Annotated in this window: 21 protein-coding genes, 2 tRNA genes and 2 pseudogenes; 18 read left to right on the top strand and 7 right to left on the bottom strand. The window is 65.4% G+C overall.

The window, feature by feature from the left end:
* Positions 1-45 precede the first annotated feature (45 nt).
* The 4 genes and pseudogenes from DL544_RS19240 (at position 46) to DL544_RS22615 (ending at position 2,718) form a co-directional block, all read left to right on the top strand.
* Complete coding sequence (locus DL544_RS19240) at positions 46-975, top strand: multiubiquitin domain-containing protein (RefSeq protein WP_021156364.1); 930 nt, start codon at positions 46-48, stop codon at positions 973-975.
* Complete coding sequence (locus DL544_RS19235; RefSeq protein WP_019183999.1) at positions 975-2,381, top strand: ThiF family adenylyltransferase; 1,407 nt, start codon at positions 975-977, stop codon at positions 2,379-2,381. The genes DL544_RS19240 and DL544_RS19235 overlap by 1 nt, the downstream gene beginning before the upstream one ends.
* Positions 2,378-2,614: pseudogene (locus tag DL544_RS22620) on the top strand (ubiquitination-like system serine protease family protein); the annotation flags it as partial. The gene DL544_RS19235 and the pseudogene DL544_RS22620, both read left to right, overlap by 4 nt.
* 23 nt (positions 2,615-2,637) lie before the next feature.
* A complete protein-coding gene (locus DL544_RS22615) occupies positions 2,638-2,718 on the top strand; it encodes a ubiquitination-like system serine protease family protein (protein WP_479692452.1) in 81 nt (26 codons plus the stop codon).
* Positions 2,719-2,901: 183 nt separating this feature from the next.
* Here the strand turns inward: DL544_RS22615 and DL544_RS22130 are convergent, their stop codons facing one another.
* Positions 2,902-3,351: a DUF1016 N-terminal domain-containing protein gene (locus DL544_RS22130; RefSeq protein ID WP_255313000.1), complete on the bottom strand. Its 450-nt coding sequence runs from the start codon at positions 3,349-3,351 to the stop codon at positions 2,902-2,904.
* Between the two features lie 75 nt (positions 3,352-3,426).
* Positions 3,427-4,626, bottom strand: coding sequence for a tyrosine-type recombinase/integrase (locus DL544_RS19220; protein ID WP_021156366.1), 1,200 nt, complete (start codon positions 4,624-4,626; stop codon positions 3,427-3,429).
* Between the two features lie 345 nt (positions 4,627-4,971).
* On the opposite strand from DL544_RS19220, the gene yegS reads away from it, so the two are divergent.
* The 7 genes from yegS (at position 4,972) to DL544_RS19185 (ending at position 11,661) form a co-directional block, all read left to right on the top strand.
* Positions 4,972-5,919: a lipid kinase YegS gene (yegS, locus tag DL544_RS19215; RefSeq protein ID WP_139728159.1), complete on the top strand. Its 948-nt coding sequence runs from the start codon at positions 4,972-4,974 to the stop codon at positions 5,917-5,919.
* A gap of 200 nt (positions 5,920-6,119) precedes the next feature.
* Positions 6,120-7,595 (top strand): anthranilate synthase component I, encoded by a 1,476-nt coding sequence (trpE, locus tag DL544_RS19210; protein WP_065178876.1) that lies wholly within the window; start codon positions 6,120-6,122, stop codon positions 7,593-7,595.
* A 67-nt stretch (positions 7,596-7,662) separates the two neighbouring features.
* Complete coding sequence (locus tag DL544_RS19205; RefSeq protein ID WP_065197061.1) at positions 7,663-8,442, top strand: SIMPL domain-containing protein; 780 nt, start codon at positions 7,663-7,665, stop codon at positions 8,440-8,442.
* Positions 8,443-8,444: 2 nt separating this feature from the next.
* Entirely contained in the window at positions 8,445-9,032 is a 588-nt protein-coding gene (locus DL544_RS19200) for an anthranilate synthase component II (RefSeq protein WP_139727843.1), read from the top strand.
* Positions 9,033-9,048: 16 nt separating this feature from the next.
* A complete protein-coding gene (trpD, locus tag DL544_RS19195) occupies positions 9,049-10,080 on the top strand; it encodes an anthranilate phosphoribosyltransferase (RefSeq protein WP_049443905.1) in 1,032 nt (343 codons plus the stop codon).
* 73 nt (positions 10,081-10,153) lie between these two features.
* Positions 10,154-10,948 carry an indole-3-glycerol phosphate synthase TrpC gene (gene trpC, locus DL544_RS19190; RefSeq protein ID WP_139727841.1) on the top strand — a complete coding sequence of 265 codons (795 nt, stop codon included), beginning with the start codon at positions 10,154-10,156 and terminating at the stop codon, positions 10,946-10,948.
* On the top strand, positions 10,945-11,661 hold the full coding sequence (locus tag DL544_RS19185) for a haloacid dehalogenase-like hydrolase (RefSeq protein ID WP_139727839.1): 717 nt from the start codon (positions 10,945-10,947) through the stop codon (positions 11,659-11,661). Before trpC ends, DL544_RS19185 begins: the two co-directional genes overlap by 4 nt.
* Before the next feature lie 141 nt (positions 11,662-11,802).
* On the opposite strand, the pseudogene DL544_RS19180 reads toward DL544_RS19185, so the two are convergent.
* Together DL544_RS19180 and crp are read right to left on the bottom strand one after the other, a co-directional pair.
* A pseudogene (locus DL544_RS19180) lies at positions 11,803-12,563 on the bottom strand (sulfite exporter TauE/SafE family protein).
* 134 nt (positions 12,564-12,697) lie between these two features.
* Positions 12,698-13,387: a cAMP-activated global transcriptional regulator CRP gene (gene crp, locus DL544_RS19175; protein WP_010482649.1), complete on the bottom strand. Its 690-nt coding sequence runs from the start codon at positions 13,385-13,387 to the stop codon at positions 12,698-12,700.
* Positions 13,388-13,535: 148 nt separating this feature from the next.
* On the opposite strand from crp, the gene speD reads away from it, so the two are divergent.
* Positions 13,536-14,330: an adenosylmethionine decarboxylase gene (gene speD / locus DL544_RS19170; protein WP_005411315.1), complete on the top strand. Its 795-nt coding sequence runs from the start codon at positions 13,536-13,538 to the stop codon at positions 14,328-14,330.
* A 168-nt stretch (positions 14,331-14,498) separates the two neighbouring features.
* Complete coding sequence (locus DL544_RS19165) at positions 14,499-14,819, top strand: DMT family transporter (RefSeq protein ID WP_005419816.1); 321 nt, start codon at positions 14,499-14,501, stop codon at positions 14,817-14,819.
* A gap of 84 nt (positions 14,820-14,903) precedes the next feature.
* On the opposite strand, the gene coq7 is transcribed toward DL544_RS19165, so the two are convergent.
* Positions 14,904-15,548 (bottom strand): 2-polyprenyl-3-methyl-6-methoxy-1,4-benzoquinone monooxygenase, encoded by a 645-nt coding sequence (coq7, locus tag DL544_RS19160; RefSeq protein ID WP_065178880.1) that lies wholly within the window; start codon positions 15,546-15,548, stop codon positions 14,904-14,906.
* A gap of 196 nt (positions 15,549-15,744) precedes the next feature.
* Here coq7 and rplM point away from each other — a divergent pair, with 196 nt between their 5' ends.
* Both rplM and rpsI read left to right on the top strand, forming a co-directional pair.
* A complete protein-coding gene (gene rplM / locus DL544_RS19155; RefSeq protein ID WP_005414692.1) occupies positions 15,745-16,173 on the top strand; it encodes a 50S ribosomal protein L13 in 429 nt (142 codons plus the stop codon).
* Positions 16,174-16,175: 2 nt separating this feature from the next.
* Positions 16,176-16,568, top strand: coding sequence for a 30S ribosomal protein S9 (rpsI, locus tag DL544_RS19150; RefSeq protein WP_005411311.1), 393 nt, complete (start codon positions 16,176-16,178; stop codon positions 16,566-16,568).
* 323 nt (positions 16,569-16,891) lie between these two features.
* Here the strand turns inward: rpsI and DL544_RS19145 are convergent.
* Positions 16,892-16,966, bottom strand: a tRNA-Gln gene (locus tag DL544_RS19145).
* A 55-nt stretch (positions 16,967-17,021) separates the two neighbouring features.
* Positions 17,022-17,098 (bottom strand) — tRNA-Met (locus tag DL544_RS19140).
* A gap of 120 nt (positions 17,099-17,218) precedes the next feature.
* On the opposite strand from DL544_RS19140, the gene DL544_RS19135 reads away from it, so the two are divergent.
* The 3 genes from DL544_RS19135 (at position 17,219) to bfr (ending at position 18,868) form a co-directional block, all read left to right on the top strand.
* Positions 17,219-17,842: an RNA pyrophosphohydrolase gene (locus tag DL544_RS19135; protein WP_005419809.1), complete on the top strand. Its 624-nt coding sequence runs from the start codon at positions 17,219-17,221 to the stop codon at positions 17,840-17,842.
* A gap of 203 nt (positions 17,843-18,045) precedes the next feature.
* Complete coding sequence (locus DL544_RS19130; protein ID WP_065178881.1) at positions 18,046-18,255, top strand: (2Fe-2S)-binding protein; 210 nt, start codon at positions 18,046-18,048, stop codon at positions 18,253-18,255.
* 142 nt (positions 18,256-18,397) lie between these two features.
* Positions 18,398-18,868, top strand: a complete 471-nt coding sequence (gene bfr, locus DL544_RS19125; protein WP_005419804.1) for a bacterioferritin — start codon at positions 18,398-18,400, stop codon at positions 18,866-18,868.
* The last annotated feature ends 1 nt before the right edge of the window (position 18,869 follow it).

Genomic DNA, 18,869 nt, shown 5'->3' with positions numbered 1-18,869 from the left:
AACCTGCAATCCCGCAGATGACGGCTCTCCCTATGAGGCAATCAAATGCAAACCCAGACCACCAGCGGTGATGACCGCTTCGATGTCGAAGATGTTGCTGCGGCGATCCGCGAAGGCCGCAGCCTGCGGCCAGCGGCGCTCTACCGGATCGTCGTCCTGGACGACCAGCTCCACGAACGTCACGTCGATCTCTCCGATCCGGTGCCGACCGGGCGCCAGATCCTTCAGGCCGCCGGATCGCGCCCGGCCGATGAGTACAGCATTTATGCGATTTTGACCTCTGGCGAGTTCGAGGACCTGCGTCTGGACGAAACCTACGATCTGCGCGGCCGCGGTGCGGAACGTTTCGTCATCTTCCAGACTGATCGCGCGTTCAAGTTCACGATCGATGACCGGCAACTGGAGTGGGGCAAGCCCAGCATCAGCGGCCGCGTGCTCAAGGCGCTGGCCGGTGTCCCACCAGAGACCTACGACGTCTATCTCGAAGTGCGTGGCGGGGGCCAGGACATTCTGATCCGCGACGGTGACCTGATCGATCTGGGTAAGCCGGGCATCGAGCGCTTCATCACGCTGATCCGTGACACCACTGAGGGGCTGCTCACGCTGCCCGAAGCGGACCAGCGCTATCTGAGCAGCCATGGCGTGGCTTTCGAGATGGTGAGCGACGGTGCGCACACGGGCGTCATCTTCAAGCAGTTGCCGCTGCCCTCCGGAAAGCTCAACCACGCCACGGCCGATGTGCTCGTTCTCCTGCCGCCGGGCTATCCCGATGTTGCGCCGGACATGTTCTATTGCGACCCGTGGCTGACGCTGCAAAGCGTTGGGCGCTACCCGACCTGCGCTGACCAGGCCCACGCGTTCCAGGGCCGCAGCTGGCAGCGCTGGTCGCGCCACAACACAGCGTGGCGCCCGGGCATCGACGGCCTGCACACTATGCTCAAGCGCATCGAGCACGCCCTGGCGGAGGCGAAGTGATGTCGCCGGCCGCTCTGGACATCGTCCTGCTGGAGCCGCACGAGGCGGCCCTGCGCTTGCTGCTGCAAAGGGAAAACGGTGCCGAGGCGTCCGCCTACGTGCTGTTCGGCAAGGCTGACATCTCGGCAGACCCCTGGTCGGGAGTGCCTCGCACCAGATTGATCTCGCACGAAGTCATCCCCGTCGCGGCCGATGAAATGGTCTCCGCATCGCCTGTCCATGTCACATGGTCCACCCGAGGCTTCATGCGCATTCTCGGCATCGCGAAAGAACGGGGCTTGGTTGCGGGCCTGGTACACACGCATCCGAACGCGGCAGCGTTCTTCTCCGACCAGGATGACCGAAACGAGTCGGAGCTGGCCCGGACGACATTCAACAAGGGCGTTTCCGGCCTAGCCAGCATGGTGTTCGGCCGCGATGACGCCATCGCGGGCAGGCTCTGGACTGCCCCCGGCAAGACGGTCATGGCATCCTCGATCTCGCTGGTAGGAAGCCAGATCAAGATCGCGCGCAAGGTGGCTGCGGCTGACGAAGATCAATTCCTGGCGCGGCAGGCCGCGCTCTTCGGCCAAGGGTTCAATCCAGTCGTGCGCGGGCTGCGGGTGGGTGTCGTAGGGGGCGGCGGCACGGGCAGTGCTGTCGCGATGCTATTGGCGCGGCTGGGCGTCGGCTTTCTGGGGCTGATGGACAAAGACACCATTGATGTCACCAATCTCAACCGCGTGCATGGCTCGCGCACCGCAGATGTGGACGCCGGCTTGGCCAAGGTGGACATCCTCGCGCGCGAGATTCGCGCCGCGGGTCTCGGCACCCAGGTCGTCACCAAAGAGGAGTGGGTCGGCCATCCTGATCTGCGCGATCTGCTGCGCTCCTGCGACGTGCTTTTCGGCTGTACCGACGACCATCAGGGGCGGCTGACGCTCAACCGCCTGGCGCACTACTACGGCATCCCGCTGATCGATGTGGGCCTGCGCATGCGCGCGGCACGCAGCGGCGCGGACTTCGACATGACGGGGCGCGTGTCGACGATTGGGCCCGGCAAACCTTGTCTCATGTGTCTGGGAGTAGCCGATCCGCGCCGCGCTGCGGCCGAAGGACTCCGGCGCAGCGACCCGGCCGAGTTCGAGCGGCGTAAGGCGGAAGCCTATGTGGACGGCGGCGGCGACCCGGCGCCTGCGGTGGTCACGTTCACTACGGCCATCGCCTGCGCGGCCGTCGATGAACTCATTCAGGGACTGACCGGTTTTCGCGGTCCTGCGGGCATGTCGCACAACAGGATTCGCCGCTTTGACCGCGTAGAGGATCGCACCATGACCTGCCGACCCTTGGCGTCTTGCCCGGTTTGTGCCAGCCAGGCGAGCTGGGGACGCGGCGATGTCAACCCATTTCTTGGGGTGATCGGATGACCATGAAGCGACTTATCGCGCGAGCGCTGCGCCGGCTCGGGTGGCTGCAGTACAACCTGCTCGTTTACCCGGTCGCGCAGCATCCGGGCAATAATGCCGTGCCGCCGGGAGAGCTGTGGCTGGTCATCGACACCGGCGTCAAGAAGTGGGCTTGCATGAGCTGCCCCGGCGGTTGTGGCGTGCAGATATCACTTTCCCTTAACCCGGATCGACGACCCCGGTGGTCTGTCGAAACAGACTTCTGGGGCGACCAACCATGTCGCCCTCCATCCACCAGCATCGGGCATGTTCCTGTCACTTCTGGGTAAAGAAGGGTTTGATCGAGTGGTGCCGGTAGAGACCCACCCGGCACCATGTCCGGCCGATACGCAATCGACGCTGTCGTCGGCAAAGGTGCAGCCTTTGCCAAGCTCCGGGAGAAATCCACCATCCGCTGGTCGACTGCTGTTTAATATCAGATTCCGAATATTCGTCCTTGCGGTTCAGTGACTCCAACTCATACGAGCTCTTGATTGCATCGTCAGGCTTTGGCGGTGCGCTCATAGAAGTGGCTGCCGATCTGCCTTCGAGCTGGCGCACCGCGCACCGCGCGGCGCCTCGGCCTCGTAAAACCGACGGGTATGGTCATCCTTGACCGCCAGCAGCCGGACATAGGCCGACCACAGCAACCTGAAGACCAGGGCCAGTTCGGAGAGGTCAAATTTCCGAGACAGCGTCTCGGAAATTGCCTCAAGGGGTAAGCGGCAAAGAAGCGCCGCATGTTTTCCAGGTTGTCCGGGCTGAACCCGCGCCCAAAGCGCGCCGTCAGACCGGCGGACAACCGCGCCATCAACTGCTCGCCGTAACCAGCCCGCCGCCTGCCTTTCTGCTCGGCTTGCACGATCCGGCGGCCAATCTCCCAATAGCTGGTCGTCATCAGCGCATTGACACTGCCCGCCGCTGCTTGGCGCGCGGCATCCAGCAGTTCCACGATGCCGCCCTGGATGCCAGCATATCCAGCCCCGGTAAGGCGGCGGATTCCCCACTGCTGCGGGCGTCTTCCTTGTCATGCTGTCACCTCCACAGAACGGGACGCCCCGGTAATCGCCAGCCGCCGATTCGCCACCAGCTCGGCGGCATCTCGCACCGGCTTGTCCTCGGTATGTACGTAGTGCATAAACATCGCAACGGTCTTGTGACCTGTGAGCTTCATGCCCACTTTGGTTGGCACGCCTGAGTTGGCAATGTCGGTCGTCGCTCGATGGCGGATGCCGTGCGTGCCGACATGCGGCACGCCGGCGGCCTTGAGCACGCGCTTCCAGCCGCCATAGTGTTCGCCATGCGTCAGATGCCGGGCCGGGTCGTTGGGCGACGGCAGGACGTAGGGGGAGCCCTCCCGGCGCGGCGCCGTCGAAAGCAGCCGATAGGCTTCCTCGCTCATGGGTTTGGAAATGCCGCCGGTCTTGCTGTCGGGCCAGACGACGCGGCGCTTTTCCAGATCAACCCAGCCCCATTCGAGCGGGCAGATTTCGGAGCGGCGGGCGGCAAACTCGAATTGCAGGCGGATCGCCAGCGGGATGACGTAGTTCTCCAGTCCCTCGGCTTCCAAGTGCTCCAGGTGACGGAAGATCCGCACCAGTTCATCGTCCACGATGAGCCGGGTTTCCTTGCCGGGCGGAAACATCGGGACGTGGCGGCACGGGTTTGTGCCGTCCGGACGCAGCCCCCACACTTCGGCCAGGTTGAACATCTTGCGCAGCACGCCGAAGGTGCGGTTGGCCTCGGCCGGCTTGTGGGCCAGCTTCTTCATCAGCGCGGCCACGTCCGGGCGCTTCACGTCCTGCACCTTCATCCGCCCCATGATCGGGATGATGCAGCGGTCGATGACGCCCTGATAGCCGCGCTGCGTGCTGGGCTTGTTGCGCTGCTTGGAGTAGTCCTCCATGAAGGTGTGGCAATACTCCTTCATGGTCTGTGCCTTGCGGGCGGCGGCCTTAGCCGCGCTGGGGTCGCCGCCCCGGCGCACCTCGGCCAGCCACTCCTGCGCCATGACACGGGCCTGCTCGACGGTCAGTTCGCCGTACTGGCCCAGGGCCGGCTTGCGGCGCTCGCCGGCGTTCGTCCGGTACTGGAGCATGAACACCTTGCGGCCGGCCGGGGTGATCTTGCACAGGAAGCCGGGCACCACGGTGTCCCGCAGTTCGATGGCCTGCGCCTGGGGCTTGGCGGCATCGACAGCGGATTTGGTGAGTTTGATTCTTGCCATGATGACTCCTCGGAAACCTCGGTTTCCAAGAGCCACATGGGAGCCACGCGACCGGAAGCCGGGTCAAGTTTCGGAAAGCACCGGCATATGATGGACGCGCCTAAGTCCTTGATAAACCTGCTGTAGCGGGCCTGGGCGCAGTCCAGCGAAGTGCCGGGCTGGAGTCATCGTCAAACAAAAAAAAGCCACGCCAATCACTGGCGTGGCCTCGCTGCATGCGTGGGAGGCTGATCCTGCCTCCATCCGTCGTCCCTGCTATGGCCTTCCATTCTCCAGCAGCTGAATGACACCTGCGTGACATTCACTGCGGGCAAACAGTGCATTGCTAGCCTGTGCCGCCCTGACCTGGAAGTACCGCATGACCACCCGCGCTGGCGCCTGATCCTCAACGGCAAATCGGCTGGCAACGATGAACTGCGCGACGCCGTGGGCCATTGGCGCGGGCAGGGCGTGCAGCTGGAGGTGCGGGTGACCTGGGAAGACGGTGACGCTGAACGCTACGTTGCCGAGGCCATCCATCATGGCGTGGACGTGATCGTGGCGGCCGGTGGCGATGGCACGCTCAGCGCGGTGGCCGAGACGCTGGCCCATCGTGAGGAACCGGCAGAAGCGCTGCCTTCGCTGGCGTTGATTCCGATGGGGACCGCCAACGACTTCGCCACGTCGGCAGGCATTCCCACCGAGCCCGGCGATGCCCTCGCGCTGATCGGCCAGGTGCCGGCACGGCCCATCGACCTGTTGCGCGTGGATGCCGATGGCACGCCCTGGTGGTGCGCCAACCTCGCCAGTGGTGGCTTCGGCACGCAGGTGACGGTGGAGACCGATGCCGGCTTGAAGAAGATGCTCGGTGGGCTGGCCTACGTGATCACCGGCATCGCCAAGCTGGGCCGCATCGAGCCGATCGCCGCGCGCCTGTCCGGCCCGGACTTCGCCTGGGAAGGTGACTTCATCGCGCTCGGCATCGGCAATGGCCGGCAGGCCGGCGGTGGCCAGCAGCTGTGCCCGCAGGCACTGATCGATGATGGACTGCTGGATGTGACCGTGCTTCCGGAACTGGAAGGGGAGGTCGCCGCCACCCTCGGCCAGATGCTGAAGTCCGGTACCCAGGCCGCACTGGAACAGCTGGCCACACGGGCGCGGCTGTCGTGGCTGCAGATCGATGCGCCCAAGGCGCTGACCCTGAATCTGGACGGCGAACCGGTGCAGGCCCGTCACTTTCGCGTCGAGTGCGTGCCGGGCAGGGTGCGGATGCATCTGCCGACCGGATGCCCGTTGCTGGAGGGGCAGGGGTAGAGTCATCAGTCCCCGTGGCCACTGCGGGCGTCCGGTGGTTCAGTTTCCCAGGGTTCCCCTGCCGCGCAAGCTGCGATACAGTCAAGGGGTGTCCAGCCAGACGACCCCGCATACTCTTTCTTCCGCACGCCGTTGGTGGCGATGGTGGCCCGTTGCCGTCGTCCGCCCCCATAACGCTGTGTCCCGGAAGGAAAGTCGTCTTGAACTCGCACGCTCAGTTTCAGCAGCAGGCCGCTGAAGGCCACACCCACATTCCCGTCGTCCGCGAAGTGCTGTCCGACCTGGACACGCCGCTCTCGGTCTATCTGAAGCTCGCCGACGGCCCCAATACCTACCTGTTTGAATCCGTCGAAGGCGGCGAGCGCTTTGGTCGTTACTCGATCATCGGCCTGCCGGCGCGCCGCGTGTATGCCTTCCACGGCCACACGCTGACCGTGCGCGAAGACGGCCAGGTGGTGGACACCCGCGAGGTAGCCGATCCCTTCGCCGAAGTCGAGGCGCTGCGCAGCGCCCACTCGGTGCCCAAGCTGGAAGGCCTGCCGGGCTTCACCGGCGGCCTGGTCGGCTGGTTTGGCTTCGAGTGCATCGGCTACATCGAGCCGCGCCTGGCCCCGCCGGCTGGCCGTGATGAGCTGGGCACGCCGGACATCCTGCTGCTGGACTCCAACGAGCTGGCGGTATTCGACAATCTCAAGGGCCGGCTGTACCTGATCGTGCACGCCGACCCGCGTGTCGACGGTGCCTTCGAACAGGCGCAGGCGCGCCTGGACGCACTGACGGCGAAGCTGCGTGCACCGGGCGCCGGCTATCCGGCACCGCTCAACAGCGACGTGCTGGACGAATCGGATTTCGTCTCCGGCTTCACCCGCGAAGGCTTCGTCGATGCGGTCCAGCGCAGCAAGGAATACATCCGCGCCGGTGACATCTTCCAGGTAGTGCTCAGCCAGCGCCTGAGCGTGCCGTTCAAGGCGCGCCCGGTGGATGTGTACCGCGCGCTGCGCGCGTTGAATCCCTCGCCGTACATGTATTTCCTCGATGTCGGCGACCTGCAGGTGGTCGGTTCCTCGCCGGAGATCCTGGTACGCCTTCAGGATGGCGAAGTCACCGTGCGCCCGATCGCCGGCACCCGCCCGCGTGGCGCCACGCCCGAGCTGGACCTGGCACTGGAAGCCGAGCTGCTGGCCGACCCCAAGGAACGCGCCGAGCACCTGATGCTGATCGACCTCGGCCGCAACGATGCCGGGCGCGTCTCCAGGGCCGGTACCGTGGAAGTGGGCGAGCAGTTCGTGATCGAACGCTACAGCCATGTCATGCACATCGTCAGCGAAGTCACCGGGCAGCTGCAGCCGGGCCTGAGCTATGCCGACGTGCTGCGCGCCACGTTCCCAGCCGGCACGGTCAGCGGCGCGCCAAAGATCCGCGCGCTGGAAGTGATCCGCGAACTGGAACCGATCAAGCGCAACGTCTACGCCGGCAGCATCGGCTACATCGGCTGGCACGGCGATGCCGATACCGCGATCGCGATCCGCACTGCGGTCATCAAGGATGGCCGCCTGTACGTGCAGGCCGGCGCCGGCATCGTCTACGACTCGGACCCGGACAAGGAATGGGACGAGACGATGAACAAGGGCCGTGCGCTGTTCCGCGCCGTCGCCCAGGCCGCCAAGGGCCTGTGACGCTCCCCGTGCCGTGGCCTGCGCCGCGGCATCTTCCGCTGTTCCCATTGAAGACAAGGAGTACCGCATGAAGCTGCTGAGCGCATTGCTGTGGTCGTCGCTGCTGGCCACGATGGCCCCGTCTGCGTGGGCGCAGGCCAATACCATTCCGTCGCAGCCGCACCTGCTGGTGAAGGGCGAGGCGCGTCGGGTGGTGATGCCGGACCGCTTCGGCCTGCAGTTGAACATCGAAGAGACCGACATGGACGCCGACGCCGCGCGCCGCCGCGTGCAGGACAACGTGGCGCGCGCGCTGGCGCTGTTCAAGCAGCACAAGGCGGTGGACGGCAGCGTGCGTGCGGACAACCTGCGGATCGGCCCGGCGACGCGCTATGAGCAGAACCGGCAGGTCTTCATCGGTACCCGCGTATCGCGCCAGCTGCGTGCGAGCTTCGCCAGCGTGAAGGCGATGCAGGATGTGCTGGGTGCGTTGAAGGCCGACGAGAACGTACAGGTGAGCAGCCTGGCGCCAACCTATTCGGGTGAAGTGGCGCTGCGCCGCGAACTCAAGGGTGAGGCGGCGGCCCGGACCCGCGAGTCCGCGCAGGGTCTGGCCAAGGCCTACGGCACCCGGCTGCGCGGCCTGTACAGCATTTCCGACGTAGCGCCGAACTTTGCTTATGGCATCCAGGCCGGCAGTTGGCCGAGCAGTGGGGATCTGGTGACGCCGCCTTCGCCGCCCGCGCCCGAGGCACCGATGAACAGCATCGAGACCACGGGCTCCCGCCTGCCCGAGTCGGTCGAAGCCGGCCCCATCACCTACACCGAAAACGTGTACGCCATTTTCCTGATAAGCGACGGAACCTGACCATGTTGTGGATGATCGACAACTACGACAGCTTCACCTACAACCTCGTGCAGTACCTGCAGACGCTGGGCGCTGAAGTGAAGGTGGTGCGCAACGATGCAATGAGCGTGGACGAGATCGCCGCGCAGAAGCCCGAGCGCATCGTCATTTCGCCCGGCCCGTGCACCCCCAACGAAGCGGGCGTGTCGCTGGAGCTGATCCAGCGGCTGGGCCCGACCACGCCGATCCTCGGCGTGTGCCTGGGCCACCAGGGCATCGGCCAGGTCTACGGCGGCATCGTGATCCGCGCCGGCAACATCATGCACGGCAAGACCTCGCCGATCCGCCACGAAGGCAAGGGCGTGTTCGCCGGCCTGCCGGACCGCTACCAGGCCACCCGCTACCACTCGCTGGTGGTGGACAAGAACAGTCTGCCGGACTGCCTGGAAGTGACCGCCTGGACCGAGAACGAGGACGGCTCGATCGAAGAGATCATGGGCCTGCGCCACCGCCAGTTCCCGGTGGAAGGCGTGCAGTTCCACCCCGAATCCATCCTCACCGAACACGGCCACGCCCTGCTGCGCAATTTCCTGCAGCGCCCGGCGGCCTGATCCAAGGAGCATTCCCATGAGCTTCTCCCCCCAGGAAGCCCTGCAACGCACCATCGAGCACCGCGAGATCTTCTTCGACGAGATGGTCGACCTGATGCGGCAGATCATGCGCGGCGACGTGTCGCCGATGATGACCGCCGCCATCCTCACCGGCCTGCGGGTGAAGAAGGAAACCATCGACGAGATCGCCGCCGCCGCCACGGTCATGCGCGAATTCGCGCTGGCGGTGCCGGTGGCCGACAGCACCCACCTGGTCGACATCGTCGGCACCGGTGGCGATGGCTCGCACACCTTCAACATCTCCACCTGCGCGATGTTCGTGGCGGCTGCGGCCGGTGCGCGCGTGGCCAAGCACGGCAACCGCAGCGTGTCGTCCAAGTCCGGCAGCGCCGATGCGGTGGAAGCACTGGGCGCGGCCATCGAGCTGCAGCCAGCGCAGGTGGCCGCTGCCATCGAGCAGACAGGCATCGGCTTCATGTTCGCGCCGATCCATCATCCGTCGATGAAGGTCGTCGCGCCGGTCCGCCGCGAGATGGGCGTGCGCACCATCTTCAACATCCTTGGTCCGCTGACCAACCCCGCCAGCGCGCCGTCGGTGCTGATGGGCGTGTTCCATCCTGATCTGGTGGGTATCCAGGCGCGCGTGCTGCGCGAGCTGGGCACCGAGCGCGCCATGGTGGTCTGGGGCCGCGACAACATGGATGAGATCTCGCTCGGCGCCGGCACCCTGGTGGGCGAGTTGCGCGACGGCAAGGTGCGCGAGTACGAGATCCACCCGGAGGACTTCGGCATCGCCATGTCGGCCAGCCGCAACCTGCGCGTGGACAGCCCGGAGCAGTCCATCCAGATGCTGCGCGCGGTGCTGGACAACGAGCCCGGCCCGGCGCTGGACATCGTCGCGCTCAATGCCGGCGCCGCGCTGTACGTGGCCGGCGTGGCCAGCGACATCGGTGATGGCCTGGCCCGCGCCCGTGCCGCCATCGCCAATGGCAGCGCCCGCCAGCGCCTGCAGCAGTATGTGGAGACCACCCGCGCGCTGGTTGCCTGAGCGCGCGGTTCAGCCTGACCCCGTCGATGGCCGATAATGGCCGTCCTCAGCGCCCCGCACCGAATCGAAGACGATGAGCGACATCCTGCAGACGATCCTGGCCCGCAAGGCCGAAGAAGTAGCCCAGCGCCGCGCCCAGCGCCCGCTCGAGGAGCTGCAGGCCGCCGTGGCCAGCGCCCCGCCGGTACGTGGCTTCGTGCGCGCGTTGCAGGCGGCCGTGGCCAACGGCGACCCGGCGGTGATTGCCGAGGTGAAGAAGGCCAGCCCGTCCAAGGGCGTCATCCGCCCCGACTTCCGACCGGCTGACATCGCGGTCAGCTACGAGTTCGGTGGTGCCAGCTGCCTTTCGGTGCTGACCGACGTGGACTTCTTCCAGGGCGCCGATACCTACCTGCAGCAGGCCCGTGAAGCCTGCACGCTGCCGGTGCTGCGCAAGGACTTCGTGATCGACGCCTACCAGGTGTACGAGGCACGCGTGCTGGGCGCCGACTGCATCCTGCTGATCGTCGCCGCGCTGGACGACACCCAGCTGGCCACGCTGTCGGAACTGGCGCTGTCGCTGGGCATGGACGTGCTGGTGGAAGTGCACGACATCGACGAACTGGAGCGCGCACTGCAGGTGCCGGCGCCGATGATCGGCATCAACAACCGCAACCTGCGCACCTTCGAGGTGTCGCTGCAGACCACGCTGGATATGCAGCAGGCCGTGCCGCGTGACCGCCTGCTGGTCGCCGAAAGCGGCATCCTCGGCCCGCAGGACGTGGCGCTGATGCGCGACGCCGGCATCCATGCCTTCCTGGTCGGCGAGGCCTTCATGCGCGTGGAAGAGCCGGGCGAGGGCCTGCGTCAGCTATTCTTCGCAACATGACAACGCACTATCCGACGCCGCGCGAGGATGCGCCGCTGGTGGTCTTCGACTTCGACCACACCCTCTACGACGGCGATTCGGGTACCCACCTGTTCGCCTCGCTGATCAAGCGCAACCCGCTGCGCATGCTGGCGGCGCTGCTGGTCACGCCGATCGCCGGGCCGATGGTGGCGATGCTGCCGACCCGTCGCGCGGGCATCTCGGTCTATGTGTGGATCGGCAGCTTCGGCCTGCACCGTGCGCGCGACTTCAACAAGGTGATCGACGCCTACGTGCTGCGCAACCAGGCGCAGATGCGCGCCAAGCTGCTGCCGCAGGCGCTGGAAGTGTTCGCCGCGCACCGCGCCAAAGGCGATCGCGTGGTGGTTGCCACCGGCGCGCCGCCGGAGCTGGCCCGCGCGATCCTGGCCTTCGTGGCCCATCAGGATGTGCCGGTGATCGGCACCGAGGTCGGCCCGCGGCTGGGCGGCGTCGGTCCCACCCGTCACTGCCACAACGAAGAGAAGATGCGCATGCTGCGCGAGCGCGGCTATGGCGACATCGATATCGCCTATTCCGACAGCACCGCCGACCTGCCGCTGCTGCTGGCGGCCAAGGCGCCGGTGGTGGTGAACCCGAAGCCGGGGCGGGTGGCGTTCTTCCGCCGCGTGCTGCCGACCGGCACCCGCATCCTCAACTGGGGATGCGTGGATCGCGGCGGCGACAAGGCGTAGCCCGGGGCCAGATCCCATGGGGGCTCTGACCCCATCGCACGATGACGGATCTGCCGGCCAGCGGCCGGCGCTACCCTTCTCCGTCGCGGTTGTGCCGACCCTTCTCCGTTCCGGTAGTGCCGGCCGCTGGCCGGCAAGCGCTCAGCGCCCCAGGTACCCGTGCACCGCATGCCCGATCTGGAACAGGCTGATGCCCAGTACCAGCACGCCCACGGCCACCAGCACCCAGCGCTCCTTCACCCGCTTGACCAGGATCGCCGCCACCGGCGCGGCCATCATGCCGCCGATCAGCAGGCCGGCAACGATCTGCAGATGCTGCACGCCCATCGACAACAGGAAGGTCGCTGACACCGTCAACGTGACCACGAACTCGGCTGCGTTGACTGTTCCGATGGTGGTGCGCGCCTGGCCGCCGCGGGCGAGCAGGGTGGACGTCGCGATCGGCCCCCAGCCACCGCCGCCGCTGGCGTCGAGCAGGCCGGCGAAGAAGCCCAGCACCGGTACCCGGCGGATCTCGCCCTGGGGCATCCAGCGCCCAGCGGCGCGGGCCAGGATGATGATCGCCAGCACCAGCAGGTACAGGTAGATCAGTGGCCGGATGATCTCGCCCGGGACCTGCGTGAGCACGTACGCGCCCAATGCACCGCCCACTGCGCCGGGCAGGGCCAGGCGCAGGAACAGGCGTTTATCGACATTTCCGGCTGCGAGGTGCGACACCCCCGAGGCGCCCGTGGTGAACACTTCAGCGGTGTGGATGCTGGCGCTGACCTGCGCCGGGGCAGGCCCATGCTCAGCAGCACCGACGAGGACACCAGGCCGAACGCCATGCCCAATGCACCGTCCACCAGCTGTGCGCCGAGGCCGATGAGGATGAACCACCAGAATTCGCTGCTCAGCTCCATGCACCGAGCCTAGCCCAGCGGGCCGCGCAGGGGCCGTGTAGAGCTGAAGCCATGCGCGGCTGCCTTCGACGGACAGCAGCCGAGCGTCGGCTCGGCTCTACAGGATGGCTCGGCAGCCTTGGGTTGCCTTGCAATCAACGGGTGCCGTACAGCACCACGGTCTTGCCGCGGGCATGCAGCAGGCCGTCGGTCTGCAGTTTCTTCAGCACGCGGCCGGCCATTTCGCGCGAGCAGCCGACCAGTCGCGCCAGTTCCTGTCGCGATACGCGCAGCTGGCTGCCCTGCGGGTGGCTCATCGCCTCCGGTTCCTGCGCCAGGTCGTGCAGGGTGCGCACGATCCGGTCGGTCACGTCCAGGAATGCCAGGCGGCTGGCCTTGCGGCTGGTGTCGAGCAGGCGCTTGGAAATCTGCTGGCCCAGCGCGTACAGCAGGCGCGGGGCATCGGCCGACAGCGGGCCGAGGAACAGCTGATGCAGGCGCTCGTAGCTGATTTCAGCCAGCTCGCAGGCGGTACGGGTCCGCAGGATCACCTCCCGGCGGTCCGATTCGACGAACAGGCCCATCTCGCCGACGAACTCGCCGGCACCGAAGTAGCCCAGCACAAGCTCGCGATCGTCATCTTCCTCGGCCATGATCGAAACCGAGCCGCTGATGACGTAATACAGGGTTCCCGCCGGGTCTCCGGGCCGGAAGACGTCGGTACGGGTGGGATATCGCCGCCTGTGGCTGTGCGCCAGGAAACGATCGATTGTGGCGATATCCAGGGCCAGTGGACTGCTAGCTAGGCGCACGGTTGACACGATAGGAGCGCTCCCTCTGCGCATGAACGGATTCACGGGGTCGATAGCGGAGCTTAACCAGCGCAATTGTTAAGGGCAAACAGTGTGCCAGAACTCTTGCGTCTTCACGTTCCCCCGGGGGCAGTTTGCCCCATAATTCCCCCTTTCCCTTCTTACACAGGAATCGACCGCCGTGGTCAAGCCGTTGCCTCGCCTGAGGCTGCAGGGTTTCAACAACCTCACCAAGGCGCTGAGCTTCAACATCTATGACGTGTGTTACGCGCGCACCGAAGAGGAGCGTCAGCGTTACATTGAATACATCGATGAAGAGTACAACGCCGACAGGCTGACTCAGATCTTGACCGATGTCGCCGAGATCATCGGCGCCAACATCCTGAACGTGGCCCGCCAGGACTACGATCCGCAGGGTGCCTCGGTGACCATCCTGATCTCCGAAGAACCGGTGATCGACAAGAAGCTGGCCGGCAAGGAGCTGATCTCCGACGCCGTGGTCGCGCACATGGACAAGAGCCACATCACGGTCCATACCTACCCGGAAACCCATCCGCAGGAAGGTATCGCCACGTTCCGCGCGGACATCGACGTGGCCACCTGTGGCGTCATTTCCCCGCTGAAGGCCCTGAACTACCTGATCGAGAGCCTCGAGTCGGACATCGTGATCATGGACTACCGCGTCCGTGGCTTCACCCGCGATGTGAAGGGCAAGAAGCACTTCATCGACCACAAGATCAACTCGATCCAGAACTTCCTGGCCAAGAACATCAAGTCGCGTTACGAGATGTTCGACGTCAACGTCTACCAGGAGAACATCTTCCACACGAAGATGCACCTGAAGGACTTCGACCTGGACCAGTACCTGTTCGAGGAAAAGGCCAAGAACCTGTCGTTCAAGGAACGCATGAAGATCGAAGCGCTGCTCAAGCGCGAGATCGAAGAGCTGTTCCACGGCCGGAACCTGTCCGAGTAAGCCCCATGTGCGATGCCCGCAGGCATCGCCACCCAGGCGGGACGACCCGCCCCGTGGAACCAGTGCCTCGCACGCGTTACAGTTCCACGGTGATGTACCGACCCACGGCCCGGTGTGAAAACACCGGGCCGTTTCGTTTTTCTCAAAAAAGGTAAGGAGCCCCCACCCATGCCCTGGATCTACCTGCTGCTGGCCGGCCTGTTCGAGATCGGTTTCGCCCTCGGAATGAAGTACTCCGAAGGCTTCAGCAAACCCCTGCCCACCGTTGCCACGGTGGTATCGGCCCTGATCAGCCTGTACCTGATGAGCCAGGCGATGAAGAGCATCCCGGTCGGTACGGCCTACGCGATCTGGACCGGCATCGGTGCCATGGGCGTGGCTGTGCTCGGCATCTACCTGTTCAATGACAGTGCGTCGCCGGCCCGCCTGGCCTGCGTGGGCCTGATCGTGGCCGGCGTGATCGGCCTGAAGCTGGTCTCGCCCAATTAATCGGTAGTGCCGGCCGCTGGCCGGCAACCTCTTGATCTTCTGCGGTGCCTGCGCGGTCGCCGGCCAGCCGGCACTACCCCGGGCCTACAGCCGGTAGGCGATGGTCTTCATCACCCTGGAGGCCAGCGCCATCACGCCAGGGATCGGGAACGGCAGGCGGCGTGCGCCGGCCTGCTCGGCGTGCTCCGCATGGCGGGCTTCGTCTTCCTTCATCACCTCGATGACCGCACGGCTGCGCAGGTCGCCGGCCGGCAGATCGACCAGGTGCTCGTCCAGATGGGCTTCCACCTGGCGCTCGGTTTCGACCACGAAGCCGAGGTTCCAGCCGTCGCCGCGCAGCCCGGCCAGGGTGCCGATGGTGTAGCTGCCGGCGTACCACAGCGGGTTGAACAGGCTCGGGCGGCTGTCCAGCTCGCCCAGCCGGGTGGCACACCACGCCAGGTGGTCGGTCTCCTCCTGGGCCGCTTCCAGCAGGTGTTCACGCGTGGCAGGGTCGCGGGCCACGGCGGCCTGCCCGAAATACAGGCCCTGTGCGCAGACTTCGCCGACGTGGTTGATCCGCATCAGCCCGGCCGCGTGGCGGCGTTCAGCGTTGTCCATGCCCGGCTCGCTGGTGTCCGCGGCCGGGTAGGGGCGGGCTGCCGGCGGGTTGCCGAACACCGTGTCCAAGGCGCGCTGCGCTTCGGTCAGCAGATGGTCCAGCGGTGTGGTCTGGCGGAGCACGGTCATGGCGGTACGCGGTGGGACGGAAGACCCCTCGATTCTCCCCCGGCTCCGGCCCCCTGCCAACCCGGGACATGGCCGGCTTGCACCGGGGGCTTGACCTGCGTACAATCCCGCCTCTTACGCTTCACCTTTCACAACGCGTGGCAGAGTTCCGGCGAGCCGTTCGCCGCAATGAGCCCGACCTAACATAGAGTTCTTCATGAGCACTTTCACTGCCAAGAACGAGACCGTCCAGCGCGACTGGTACCTCGTCGACGCCGAGGGCAAGACCCTGGGCCGTCTCGCCACCGAGCTGGCCCGCCGTCTGCGTGGCAAGCACAAGCCGGTCTACACCCCGCACGTTGATACCGGCGACTACCTGGTCGTCATCAATGCAGAAAAGATTGCCGTCACCGGCAAGAAGCTGCAGGACAAGATGTATCACCGTTTCACCGGTTACATCGGCAACCTGAAGACCGAGTCCCTGGCCCAGGCGCTGGAGCGCCACCCGGAGCGCGTGATCGAGATCGCCGTCAAGGGCATGCTGCCGAAGGGCCCGCTGGGTCGCCAGATGTACCGCAAGCTCAAGGTCTACGCCGGCACTGAGCATCCGCACGCCGCACAGCAGCCGCAGGTTCTGGATATCTAATCATGGCTATCACTCAAAACTACGGCACTGGCCGCCGCAAGTCCTCCACCGCTCGCGTGTTCCTGCGCAAGGGTTCGGGCAACATCACCGTCAACGGTCGTCCGCTGGACGAGTTCTTTGGTCGTGAGACCGCGCGCATGATCGTGCGCCAGCCGCTCGAGCTGACCAAGAACACCGAAAGCTTTGACATCCTGGTCACCGCCGCTGGCGGCGGCACCACCGGCCAGGCCGGTGCGATCCGTCTGGGCATCGCCCGTGCTCTGGTCGAGTACGACGAAACCCTGAAGTCCGAGCTGCGCAAGGCTGGCTTCATGACCCGTGACGCCCGTGAAGTCGAGCGTAAGAAGGTTGGTCTGCACAAGGCCCGCCGCGCCACCCAGTTCTCCAAGCGCTGATCTACCGCGCCTGGTTGGGCTCCTTCGGGAGCCCGCTGGATGGGAAAGCAAAAGCCCGGCTTCGGTCGGGCTTTTGTCGTTCTGGGGTCATCGATGTCCTGGTTGCCGGCCAGCGGCCGGCACTACCCGGGGCGTCGCATCTCGGAAGGGGTGGGGTGGTGCCGTTTCCTGCGGAGCAGGGTCCGATCCCGCGGGTGCCTCTCTGGAGAAGAGCCCCCTTGTTGTTCAAGGGGCGCGCCGACAGGCGCAGGGATCAGGTGGAATGCGCGACCAAATTAAAAGCAAAAGGCCAGATCTTTCGATCTGGCCTTTTGCTTTTAATTTGGCTGCCCCGGATGGATTCGAACCACCGAATGCCTGAGTCAGAGTCAGGTGCCTTACCGCTTGGCGACGGGGCAAAACGTGCAACTATTTTCTCACTTTTCACACTGAAAAACAACTTGATTTTCAGTGTGGTGGCTATGGGTGGACTCGAACCACCGACCCCAGCATTATGAGTGCTGTGCTCTAACCGGCTGAGCTACATAGCCTTGGTGAGCCCGCTATTCTGCGGATGTGTATCGGCCCTGTCAACACTTTTGTGCCGTGCTTGTGGGCCGACAGAGGGCATGGATAGTCCCGACCAGTAGATTTTCTTAGGAGTCCGCATCGTGATCGATCCGGACGGCTATCGACCGAACGTCGGCATCGTGCTGATGCGGCAGGACGGCCAGGTGTTCTGGGCACGACGCGTGCGCCGGGACGGCTGGCAGTTCCCGCAGGGTGGCATGAACACCGACGAGACGCCTGTCGAGGCCATGTATCGTGAACTGCAGGAAGAGACCGGCCTGCTGCCTGAGCACGTGGAAGTGCTCGGGGCGACGCCCGGCTGGCTGCGCTACAAGCTGCCGGCGCGGGCCATCCGCCGCAATGAACGGCAGGTCTGCATCGGGCAGAAGCAGGTCTGGTTCCTGCTGCGCCTGACCGGCGACGAATCGCATGTGCAGCTGGACCATACCGACTCGCCCGAGTTCGACCACTGGCGGTGGGTGGACTTCTGGTACCCGGTGGAGCACGTGGTGATGTTCAAGCGTGGCGTCTATGCGCGCGCGCTGCGACACCTGGCGCCGTTGGCGCGTGGGGTGGCCGGGCAGGGCGTCAGCGCCATGCCCAAGAGTGCCGCCGAGGCCTGGATGCCGGGCCACGCGGCCGGCCATGACAGGCCCCGGAAGCGCACGCCCAAGCGCGGCGGCTACTGGCCGCGCAAGGCCAAGGGGGAGTCCGGGGCGGTTTGAATGGGAGGCCACGCAGGCTGCGGGCCGATCCGTCACAACGCGTCCCCGCCGGCTGTTTCCAGCAGGACCGGGCTGTCCGGCGGGCCGGCCAATCCGACTGTGAACGGTATCGAGAATGGTTCAGGTCTCTGATTGACAACCATTCTCGTTTCCATTGGAATAGGCAACAGGCCGCTTCTGGCCTGCCAGCCCGGTTCCCGCCTGTGTACGTCTGCATCTGCAACGGAGTCACCGACCACCAGATCCGCGAAGCCGCCCACCATGGTGTCAGCACGGTGGCCGAACTGACCATGCGTACCGGTTGCGGTGCCACCTGCGGTTCCTGCCTGGACATGGCCGGCGACCTGCTGGCCAAGGCACGCGCGACGCACGATCTGCCGCTGCCGGTATTGGGCCTGGCCCAGGTTGCCTGATCGTTTCCTCGCGGCCTGTTGACGCCGCGCTTTCGCGTCCTTCACCTGCAACCGCGCAGGCCAATGCGCACGATTCGCGTTCCTTCACCACCGCACGCAAGGCGTTACAGTGCCTGCGTTTTCAGCGTGCAGGAGCATCCCCATGAAGGGCGACACCAAGGTCATCGAATTCCTCAACAAGGTCCTCTACAACGAGCTGACCGCGATCAACCAGTACTTCCTGCACGCCAAGATGCTGAAGAACTGGGGCATCAAGGAGCTGGCCGAACACGAGTACAAGGAATCGATCGACGAGATGAAGCATGCCGACATGCTCGCCGACCGCATCCTGTTCCTCGAAGGCCTGCCGAACTTCCAGGCGCTCGGGAAGCTGCGCATCGGCGAGAACCCGACTGAAATCCTGCAGTGCGACCTGTCGCTGGAACGCGATGGCGTGGTCACCCTGCGCGAGGCGGTGGCCTATTCCGATTCGGTTGGCGACTATGTCAGCCGCCAGCTGTTCGTGAAGATCCTCGACTCGGAGGAAGAGCACATCGACTGGCTGGAAACCCAGCTCGACCTGATCGAGCGCATCGGCGAGCCGAAGTACCTGCTGAGCAAGCTGGAAGAGTGAA

The sequence above is a fragment of the Stenotrophomonas sp. pho genome, assembly GCF_006228405.1.
GTDB lineage: Bacteria > Pseudomonadota > Gammaproteobacteria > Xanthomonadales > Xanthomonadaceae > Stenotrophomonas > Stenotrophomonas sepilia.
The sequence above is the reverse complement of the archived record's forward strand: the minus strand, read 5'-3'. Positions and strand labels throughout refer to the sequence as shown.